12 protein-coding genes are annotated in these 9,876 nt (G+C 31.0%); all 12 read right to left on the reverse strand.

Going from position 1 to position 9,876, the window contains the following annotated elements; genetic code table 11:
• Window positions 1–178 precede the first annotated feature (178 nt).
• On the reverse strand, window positions 179–670 hold the full coding sequence (locus H526_RS0117695) for a hypothetical protein (protein WP_027394230.1): 492 nt from the start codon (window positions 668–670) through the stop codon (window positions 179–181).
• 225 nt (window positions 671–895) lie between these two features.
• Window positions 896–1,561, reverse strand: coding sequence for a hypothetical protein (locus H526_RS29510; RefSeq protein WP_051336225.1), 666 nt, complete (start codon window positions 1,559–1,561; stop codon window positions 896–898).
• A gap of 174 nt (window positions 1,562–1,735) precedes the next feature.
• The gene (locus tag H526_RS0117705) at window positions 1,736–2,443 is read right to left on the reverse strand and encodes a DUF6896 domain-containing protein (protein ID WP_027394232.1); all 708 of its coding nucleotides are present in this window, start codon (window positions 2,441–2,443) and stop codon (window positions 1,736–1,738) included.
• A 197-nt stretch (window positions 2,444–2,640) separates the two neighbouring features.
• Window positions 2,641–2,976 (reverse strand): hypothetical protein, encoded by a 336-nt coding sequence (locus H526_RS0117710; protein WP_027394233.1) that lies wholly within the window; start codon window positions 2,974–2,976, stop codon window positions 2,641–2,643.
• Between the two features lie 71 nt (window positions 2,977–3,047).
• Window positions 3,048–3,782: a hypothetical protein gene (locus H526_RS0117715; RefSeq protein ID WP_155839722.1), complete on the reverse strand. Its 735-nt coding sequence runs from the start codon at window positions 3,780–3,782 to the stop codon at window positions 3,048–3,050.
• 286 nt (window positions 3,783–4,068) lie between these two features.
• Window positions 4,069–4,779, reverse strand: coding sequence for an ATP-grasp domain-containing protein (locus tag H526_RS0117720; protein ID WP_027394235.1), 711 nt, complete (start codon window positions 4,777–4,779; stop codon window positions 4,069–4,071).
• A 204-nt stretch (window positions 4,780–4,983) separates the two neighbouring features.
• On the reverse strand, window positions 4,984–5,226 hold the full coding sequence (locus H526_RS29515) for a hypothetical protein (protein ID WP_035085983.1): 243 nt from the start codon (window positions 5,224–5,226) through the stop codon (window positions 4,984–4,986).
• A 134-nt stretch (window positions 5,227–5,360) separates the two neighbouring features.
• Entirely contained in the window at window positions 5,361–5,555 is a 195-nt protein-coding gene (locus tag H526_RS0117735; protein WP_027394236.1) for a hypothetical protein, read from the reverse strand.
• Between the two features lie 207 nt (window positions 5,556–5,762).
• Complete coding sequence (locus H526_RS0117740; protein ID WP_035085985.1) at window positions 5,763–6,161, reverse strand: hypothetical protein; 399 nt, start codon at window positions 6,159–6,161, stop codon at window positions 5,763–5,765.
• A 213-nt stretch (window positions 6,162–6,374) separates the two neighbouring features.
• Window positions 6,375–7,046 (reverse strand): hypothetical protein, encoded by a 672-nt coding sequence (locus tag H526_RS0117745; protein WP_027394238.1) that lies wholly within the window; start codon window positions 7,044–7,046, stop codon window positions 6,375–6,377.
• A gap of 96 nt (window positions 7,047–7,142) precedes the next feature.
• Complete coding sequence (locus H526_RS0117750; RefSeq protein ID WP_027394239.1) at window positions 7,143–9,182, reverse strand: S9 family peptidase; 2,040 nt, start codon at window positions 9,180–9,182, stop codon at window positions 7,143–7,145.
• A gap of 196 nt (window positions 9,183–9,378) precedes the next feature.
• The gene (locus tag H526_RS0117755) at window positions 9,379–9,843 is read right to left on the reverse strand and encodes a hypothetical protein (RefSeq protein WP_027394136.1); all 465 of its coding nucleotides are present in this window, start codon (window positions 9,841–9,843) and stop codon (window positions 9,379–9,381) included.
• Window positions 9,844–9,876: the final 33 nt, after the last annotated feature.

Consider the following 9,876-nt stretch of genomic DNA (forward strand, 5'->3'; position numbering starts at 1 on the left):
TACAACGTTTAATATATGTGTCGTAGCGGAGCAAAATGTTACCTTGCTTTTCGATATTTCTGCGCATTGGTTGCTAACTTTTACTTTTTGCAAGCATTGCGCCTTACCAAAAATACAACAACCATTCAATTCATCACTTAGCTGCTATGATCACATATATCGTGTTGTAGCTAGTTTTTTAATAAGATGTACCAGATTTACTTACGCCATATTTATCAGGAACATACAAATGAAATGTATTTACTTCGTCACAAAAGTCTGGCTCCGAAATTATTGACATTTTTTCACCAATAGTATCCGTCATAATCTCTTTGAGTTCGTTAACATTCTCAACAGTATTCCATTCCGAACCACCATTTTTTTTATATTCTTTGTAAGTATTATTTACAATTAACAATTCAGGATCAAAATTATTTTCGACTTGAGATTCCGTTACGGTTTTTATAAAATCCTCAGTTACTATTCCATTATTTAATTCATTAACCTCTTTGAATACAGTTATTGAGTCACTTTCATTACTCTCATTAATAAGTTCATCTAATTCATTTGAATTCTCCATAAAGAAATAGTTTCGGTTATTTCCAGAGTTAGGGATTCTAACTAATACTAAAACTTTAGCATTGTCTTTTAGTAATTTCGTTACTGATTTTATGAAGTCACTTTTTGTCATTTACAGACTTTGATTTAATTAGCTACAACGTTTAGTATATGGCAAGTAGGGCAGTTGAAAGCGATAATCTTTCAAAATTGCACTGAGCCAAAGCGTTGTATTTTGTTTTTAATTTATTCATTTTAAAAGCCAAATCAATGATTTGGCGGTATTGGTAAATAACACTGAACTTTCGGAAACCGCTAATAGCCCTATTTGCTATATACCGTGTTAGCCACTTTATTTTTATTCTTTCCCTACAGCAATATAAATATCGTGTCCATGTTTGGGTGTTGTGATTTTTATTTCGCGTTCTTGTCTATTTTGTATCGTTATTTTCAATCCTTTCTCAAACAAGGTTTCATTTTCTCTCTTGTAAATTTCTTGTTCTTCAGTTTCGCATTCTTCGTACTCTTTCTTGATAATCATTTTACCCGTTGAGAGATTAAAATCAACATCTTTCCAATATTCACAAAGCTTTCCCGCAATACTTGAGTATCCGATTAAATAAAACTCTCCATTTTGAAAACGATACTTATCAGTAAATCCCAATTTCCAGCTACTTCCACCATTTTGGCTTATCAGTAAGATTCCATTTTTAATCTCTATTTCGCCAAAAGGGTCTCCCATCATTCCACCATCTTTGCTACCGTATAACGCTTGGTTGGACTTTTTCCATTCTGTCCAGTTGTTGTTTCTTAGCTTATAGATTATTAGTTCGCGAGGCACACTATCAATTTCGTTTTCAGGTCCTTTATTGTAAGCAACTACAAGTTCAGCAATTGAATCCTTGTCTAAATCACCTGAAACAGAATCAACAACAGTGTAATTGTCGGGTATTGGTAATTCTTGTCCATATGAGAAGCGAACGAAGGTCACTAAAAAAATCAGTATGTAGATTGCTTTTTTCATATTGTGGCTAACGTTTAATATATGGCATTTAGGGCTGAAAATAAACAATTACTTTCGATTAAGCACTAAGCCAAATTTTTGTATTTTGATTTATCTTTTCTTGTTTAAAGCCAAATCAAAAGATTTGGCGACCTAGCAAAAACACAATAGCTTTTCGAACTAACTTAAATCGCCCTATTTGCTATATATAGTGTTATCTCCTGGCTTTTTATTTCTATTTAGAATCAATTTAGTCTCCAAATCATTAGAGTATTCAATCAAGTATTCTTGATTTTTTAATATCTGGATCATTTTCCACATATTTGCGGATTCATTATTTAAAATGGTCTTCATTTTGGATAAAGATTCTGTGGTATTAATAAACTGTAAAAGGTAATAATTGTCAATAATACCAAATTCAAGATTATTGTTAATCTGAACATCTAGAAATTGTCCAGTTTTTTCATTTTTAAAAGAGCATCCTATTCCGTGAAAATGATAATTCCATTCATTATTTATTTGTCCTCTTTGACGGTTACTTTTTTTCATCTTTAACTCGTATATCTCACTCGAATTATTTAAATCAATTTTAAATTTCTTACTCATCATATTCATCAGTTGATGAGCTGTATTATCAAAACATTGAATACAATAATAAAATTCAGTAATATTTTCCATCACAATTTGAGTGGAAATACTTTTGCCTATAATAAGTGTGTTTTTGTGTTTAATCTCACTTACACAGAAGTTATGCATTTCATTTTGTAATCCGATAACATAATCATTTTCAAATTTTTCTGATTCAAGCTTTACCGTCAGATTTGTATACTCAGAAAGTAACTCATATAACTCACTTATTTCAGGTAATTCATTATTAGATTTGATTATCAGGTTTTTATTCATCGGCTTGGAGATAACGCCAAATATATGAATCGGAGCAAGGCAAGTATGCCTGAACCAATTGATCTATCTGCGCATTTTTATTTCTTGTTTAATTTATAAAAATCTAGCGCCACTGCAAAAAGGAAATAGCCTTGTGATCTAAAACTAAATTGCTCTGATTTCATATATAATGTTAGCAATTTTATTTTCAAGCGTTGCTATTCCGTTAGTTTCATTTTTAAGAGTTTGATCACTTGATTAAACTCAGAATTCCGTTCAGGTGAAGTCTTATATTTCCAATTCCCTCCACTTTTTTTTATAATTTTCAAAACCCAAGGGTCATTTTTAGAAAATATTTGTGCGGTTAAAGAGGTTAACATATAGATTTTAGTCCACCAATTGTTATTTGGATCATAATACTTTATTTCCTTAATGTCTGAATAATTAAAAGTTCTGAATTCCCAATAGTCAATTGCTTTGATCTCAAAATAATCAACATTCATTTTGATTATAGGATATCCTTTCTCCTCTAATATTAGTGATTCATTTTCCATTAAGGTTATATTATTGCTAACGTTTAATGTAAAAACCGTTTTAATGGTTTTTTACATAGTGTTGGCGGTAGTTAATTTTTATATTTTAACGGATCAACTTGAAAAACTTTACACCATTTTTCTACTTTAAGTGGTTTCCATAAATTATCGTTTAGCGTGCTGTTAATTAGATCGTATTCTTCATTTGTCAAAAATATTGATTGGCCATCGTTTGCTCCGTTAATTAGATAAAGTCTTTCATTAATATTTTGAGATTTTAGTTGGTCATTAAGTATTTCCGCAAATCTTTGCGCAGCTTCTCCCCAACCATAATCTTTGAAATTTTTAAAAATCACATATTCAGTTCCATTTATTGAAATTCTATGATTCAACCATTTATTTTGAGAATCCCATTCTTCCAAATGATTAGTTATTTCAAATTTCAGATTCAGTTTATTAAATAATGGTTTCATACTATTAATCGCATCCATAAAGCCTCCTTCTTCGAACAATGTTTCTCCATCAAAAAGGAATAAGCGATTATCAAAAGGAATAAAATTCTTTTCATCATAAATAGTGGATAAAACACCATATTCAGCAAGAGATGAAATAAGATCATTTTTTAAAGTATCTAAGTGTGTAGCGTTAGCATATTTATAATAACCTAATCTTTCAAGGTTGTCAACCACACTTTTTGCGGCATCTAATGTCATATATGGTTTCTTTCCAGAACCTGAATCTGTAGAATTAGTATTTGACTTTCTTTTGAAGATTTGACTACATCCCACTAAAATTAGAATTATACTAATGATTAAAATAATATTCACTCTGTTCATGTTTAATTACGAATACTTAAATAATTAATATAATATTATTTATTAATCTCCAATCATTTGATTTGGTTTTAAAATAAAAAAACTGGTGCTAATTGCCGCCAACGTTTAATATATGTGTCGTAGCAGGGCAAAATGTTACCCTGTTTTATGATTTTTCTGCGCAGTGATTGCTAACTTTTACTTTCTGCAAGCATTGCGCCTTCATAAATATACACAAACCATTCGATTGATTACTTTGTTGCTATGATCACATATATGTTGTTGTAAGCTGCCTTTTTTACTTATTAATTGTTGCCGCTCTAATTCCGTTAATAACTTTATTTGGATCACAAGAGTTCAGTCCAGCGCCCCAACTTGAATTAAATTCAATTACAAACCATTTATCTGTCTGATTAAATCCTAAATCAATAACATAAGATTCAGGTAAATCAATTGAATGGTTTTGCAAAAAGTCAGTTAGAAATTCTCTTGCTGATTCTAAATTAGAATTCCCTTCATAAATTGCCATATCGAGGATTTTATTGTCCAATATAAACGCTCGAATTTCACTTTCTATCTTGATGATATTTGACATTATGATTTGCTCATTTTGTTCAATTCCTTTCGTTTCTTTAGTAAAACTATCAAAATCATTATAAACACTCGATTTGAATGTTTTAGGTTTAACAGGTTTAATAAAGATTGGGAAAAGAGAGTTTTTAATTTCCTGAATTGTTACAATTTCGATTTTGCGCTTAATCCAATTAAAGTCTAGTTCACTAATTAATTCATCTTTTGGCTCAATTAATTTTAATCCCAGTACTTGAGCTAAGACAAGGCTAAAAGTATCAATTCCGTATATGGTCAATCTTTTTTCGGAATCAACATCAGGTCGTTCCCAAAACTTTCCAATACGTAAAACTTCACCACCATTATTTTTCCAGCTATCGGCTATTGAATCCCTTTCAATATCTGATTTATTAGGAATTAATAAGGTTTCGTTTGTCATTTAATTGAATGTTTCTTTTGGTAGCTTACAACGTTTAATATATGTGTTGTAGCAGGGGCAAAATATTACCTTACCTTTCTATTTTTCTGCGCATTGGTCGCTAACTTTTACTTTCTGCAAGCATTGCGCCTTACCAAAAATACAACAACCATTCGATTCATCACTTAGCTGCTATGATCACATATATAGTGTTGTGATACGTTTTTATTCAATTTTTTTAAGAAATTCAGCAATTTCGCTATCGGTTACTTTCCAATTTTCTCCTTTTTTTTCCACGATATTAGCTAGCCCTAAAAGTTCGATTGGTCCCTCAGATCTAAGAATCCAATCATCACTTTCCGCAATCCAAGTTTTACCTTCTATAGTTATTTCATAACCTAATTCCAATAGCATTTTATAGGAAGGAGCTCCTAAATTAGCTGCAACACTTAATCTCTTTTTATTCATTTTTTATTTTTATTCAAAATACGTTGTAAAAAGTTTTGCTTTGGTTCTGGAAATATTTTTTCGTCGAGTTCGATATATCCATATACTTCGTCCGTCAGATTTATTTTTAACTCGTCAATTTCCTTTTTCATTCCTTACATAAGTTCCGCACTATACAATCCTGATTTGATCATAAATAAATTGTTAGATATTGTACTTATTATATGAAAGTCATTTCCTATTCCTTCATGAACATCTTTAGGTTTTCTTATTCTAGAGTCTTCTTCCCATTCCGCTTGTCCGTCATATTTATAATACAATTTATAAGTTTGGAGATTAATTTTAGTCATATTTATGAGCTTCTAGAATGAATCACAACGTTTAATATATGTGTCGTAGCAGCGCAAAATGTTACCTTGCTTTTTGACTTTTCTGTGCATTGGTTGCTAACTTTTACTTTCTGCAAGCATTGCGCCTTCATAAACATATGACAACCAATCGATTGATTACCTAACTGCTATGATCACATATATGGTGTTACCAACAGGTTTTTTCTTTTAATTAATCCGTTTATATTTAAAACTCTTTTTTAATTTTCCATTTCTTTTGGGATAGTAAAAATTCAGTTGTTTATCATGAATTTTTGCTGTCCAATTAAAATCAGTTTTGTTACCGTTTCTATACTGAGTTAGAGTATAAAACTTTCCATTTCGAGTTATTTTTCCATTACTAACTTCAGGCTTACGCTTTTTATAAGTTTTCCATTCTTTTTTATTATTCACACTCCAACTTTTCCAAGTGTATGTTGAGTCAGAATGAATTATAATTTCAGTAACTCCGTATGAGTAAGCAGTTCCGTAATTGTGATAATGTCCAAGATAGGTTCGATCAGAAGATTGTCCGAAAATAATAGAGAAACAGAAGGTAAACAATAAATTTAAAATTATGTTTTTCAAATTATTATGTTTTTATACTTGTTGGTAACGGCTAGTGTATGAAATCGTAGCGTGTAAAAAGATACTACATTTTGAGTTTAATACGGAGCCGAATTTTTATATTTTGTTTTTACTTTTTTTATTCTAAAAGCCAAATTTAAAAATTTGGCGGTCTTTGCAAATAAACACCAACCTCTAGATTTAGTACTTATTAGCTATGTTTTATACACCGTGTTAGCTGTAGTTATTTATATTTTCAACTATCAATTTGAATTCATTTTCAATATTTCTATAATCAGTTTCTGTCCACTTTAATTTCCCGAATTTTTTTGAGTAAGTTTCCTTACTTGAGTTCAAATCATCAAATTCTTGAGAATACTTTCCTTTTTCACACTCGCCAACTACATAATAAAAATCATAGTGATAGGCGTGTGTGCAATAATCGAATTCTACTAACTTAATTTGGTAAGGCGCTGGATATAAAATCGCAGAATCCATTGTGTCGCCAATTATTCTGCGGCTTTTATTATTGTTCTCTTTATTATAGTAAAACGTAAAGTTTTCTTCGGTTAGCAAAACAGAATTAATACTTTTCGGTTTTAAGGTTAGGAATTCATCGAGTAATTCAAAAAAGTTGTTAAAAGCCTGTCTTTCATCAGAATTATTAGCCTCCAAAATTGCATTTCTCCAACTATAGCCACCTCCTAACTTATTAAGTTTCTTTTTAGTCCAATAATTAAAGTAGTGGAATGGTGGAATACTTTCGGTGGAATTCACATCAAATCCCAAAAGCATATTCCACAAACTTGTAAGAGTGATTTGGTCCCCAAGAAACATACCAGGTCTTTTTTCTATGAATTTTGCAAATTCAATTGTTGAAAAATCTTTTAGTTTTTTACTTATCATTAATTTTTGGTTCTGGCAATTACAGCTAACGGTAAGTATATGAAGCGTAGCGACCGAATGGGAGCTATGATTTCATATACAGTGTTATAGCCTTTTTTATTTTTTAGGTAATTCAATCTCCTCATCCCATATATACTTAGCGAACCATTGCCAGTTGTGCCAAGTAGCTGCCAATCGTTCTTTTGGTTTATTTATACCATGCCCAAAACCCTTATATATAATTAATTTTGTTTCAACACCGACATCTTGGAGTCCTTGAAATAATTCATATGCATTTGCAGTTGGAACTCTTCTATCAAATTCACCATGCTGAATCAGCGTTGGGGTAGAAGCATTATTTATTCTTGTCATAGGAGAAGTCTTTTCATATACTTCTTTATCGGACCAAGGAGTTCCTTTTAGATATTGCCGAGTAAAGGGGTGAATATCTGTATTGACATAATAAGTCATCCAATTAGAAATTCCAGCGCCTACAGAAATAGCCTTAAATTTTTTTGAGTTTGTTGTTAAAAAGGCTGAAATGTAACCTCCTTGACTCCAACCCATCGAACCAACTTTATCGCCATCAATAATACCTTCACTCTCTAGATGCTTAACACCTGATAACACATCCCAAGAATCTCCAACACCTAAATTCTTAACGTTTAACGATCTAAATATTTCACCATATCCTGCAGATCCTCGATAGTTTGGTCTTAAAATTAGAGCACCTTTGTTAAGCCATTGAATCATTGGATATACATAAGAAGGTGTTGGGCTTGGTGTTGATATACCTGTTGGACCACCGTGAATAATAACTAATAATGGATATTTTTTATTTGGATCGTAATCCATTGGTTTATGTAATACTCCCTCAATTAATTGTCCATCTTCACTCTTCCAAGATATAACCTCACTCTGCGCAACAGACCACTGATCAATTTGATTTGAAAAGTTTGTTATTTGTTGAGTGTTTTTTGATAGGTATTCTGAAAAATAGACTTCTGTTAAATTATTATCATTAACACCTGTATATGCTAGATGCTTCCCATCTCTTGAAAAAGTGTAATTCCAGATTCTTTTTAAACCTAATGATAGAGCTGTAGAATTACCATTTTTAGGATCTATTTTTATAAGAGATCTGTCCGTCTTTTGCCAGCTGATAGCGAATATTCCATTTTCGTTCCATTGTATACTAGATAAATTTTCATCAAAATTTTGTGCTAATTGTTTATTATCCGATCCATCTGCATTAATTCTAAATAATTTTCCGTTTAAATAATAATTAGAAGTACTATCGTTTAAACTGGTTTGATAAAGAACTGACTTCCCATCTGGTGACCAATTTACTAATCCATCATAACTCTTATTATTAATCAGTTTTTTATGAGTTTTAGACGCTATATCATAGATTGAAATATCGGATTTAAAAAACGTATTTCTAAGAGGGTCTGGTTGGTGCTCAAAAGCGATTTTTTTTCCATCAGGAGACCATTTAAATTTGTTTATAGAAAATGTTTTATCATTAATTAATAATTTTGGTTCAAGCTTTTCTGTATATAAAGAATCTTTAATCTGATTTGGTAATGGCATGTAGTGCAACTGCTTTGGATTAAAATCAATAACCCAAAGTTGATTTAAATTATATTCAGCATCTTCAACAGCAAAGCCTCCATATTTTTCTTTTCGTTTTTTTACTTCTTTAGACTTATCTTCAGATTGTAGAAAGGAAATTTTTCGACCATTTGGAGACCATTCAAAATTAGAGATATTATTTTCATTTTTAGTGACTTGAAAAGATTCTCCTCCAGCCACGCGAATAGCATGTATTTGAGTTTTTTTACCTCTATTCGACAAAAAAGCTATCCATTTACTATCTGGCGACCATTTAGGGTTACTGCTACTATTTTTAAGGTTATTTGTAATTTGAAACGGAGTTTCTCCATTTTTTGAAAGCCATAATTCCCTGTCATATCTATTCTCCTTCCAATCTACAGATTGAGTTATAAATACAATATGTTTCCCATCAGGAGAGGTCACAGCATTAGAAACAGATCTTAATGAAATGACATCTTCAAAAGAAGGTGTTTTCAGAGTCTGCGCTGAACTGGCATTAATAAAGAAAGATATTGAAATAAGTAGTATTATTCTATTCATAATATTCTATTGTTTAATTGGCTATAACGTTTAATATATGTGTCGTAGCAGCGCAAAATGTTACCTTAATTTTGGATAAATCTGCGCATTGGTTGCTAACTTTAACTTTTGCAAGCATTGCGTCATCATAAATATACAAGAACCAACCGATTGATCACTTTGCTGCTATGATCACATATATGTTGTTAGAGCATGTTTATTTTTTTCCGATAACAGTCATTCCGTAATCTCCTTGCGATATTTCTTTTCCGTCATTCAGATTTTCAAATATCATATATACTCCGTTGTTTAATTTAATCGTAATTAATCCTAAAGAGTCCGTATCCTTTGAAAAGTTAAGTTTTTTAGAATTCAATTCATTAGTTACTTCATCAAGAGTAGGGTGGATGCCTTTTTTTAGAATCCAATTATCCATAACATTTAAACTTTCTCCTCCGTCAAGTTCGTTAACGTAATCATTGAATATTCCTGACAGATGAGTTTTATCATCAAAATGTAATTCAAAATTCCCGTATCTCCATATTCTAGAGGATTCTTTAGACTCTTTATTCAGCCAACATTCAGGGACCAGGTTTTGATTTTCAATTTCGGATTTGCTTTGTCCGATTTTTAGAAAACCAAACTCTCCATTAGTTATTAATCTTGTGAAATTTATATTCAATTCAGATGAGTGTTATTTATAATATGCTCTAAC

Origin of the sequence: Aquimarina latercula DSM 2041 (genome assembly GCF_000430645.1) — a bacterium.
GTDB lineage: Bacteria > Bacteroidota > Bacteroidia > Flavobacteriales > Flavobacteriaceae > Aquimarina > Aquimarina latercula.

Bases quoted from the DNA above. Each gene is read 5' to 3' on its own strand.
- H526_RS0117695 (WP_027394230.1), bottom strand. From the start codon at position 670: ATGACAAAAAGTGACTTCATAAAATCAGTAACGAAATTACTAAAAGAC.
- H526_RS29510 (WP_051336225.1), bottom strand. From the start codon at position 1,561: ATGAAAAAAGCAATCTACATACTGATTTTTTTAGTGACCTTCGTTCGC.
- H526_RS0117705 (WP_027394232.1), bottom strand. From the start codon at position 2,443: ATGAATAAAAACCTGATAATCAAATCTAATAATGAATTACCTGAAATA.
- H526_RS0117710 (WP_027394233.1), bottom strand. From the start codon at position 2,976: ATGGAAAATGAATCACTAATATTAGAGGAGAAAGGATATCCTATAATC.
- H526_RS0117720 (WP_027394235.1), bottom strand. From the start codon at position 4,779: ATGACAAACGAAACCTTATTAATTCCTAATAAATCAGATATTGAAAGG.
- H526_RS29515 (WP_035085983.1), bottom strand. From the start codon at position 5,226: ATGAATAAAAAGAGATTAAGTGTTGCAGCTAATTTAGGAGCTCCTTCC.
- H526_RS0117735 (WP_027394236.1), bottom strand. From the start codon at position 5,555: ATGACTAAAATTAATCTCCAAACTTATAAATTGTATTATAAATATGAC.
- H526_RS0117745 (WP_027394238.1), bottom strand. From the start codon at position 7,046: ATGATAAGTAAAAAACTAAAAGATTTTTCAACAATTGAATTTGCAAAA.
- H526_RS0117750 (WP_027394239.1), bottom strand. From the start codon at position 9,182: ATGAATAGAATAATACTACTTATTTCAATATCTTTCTTTATTAATGCC.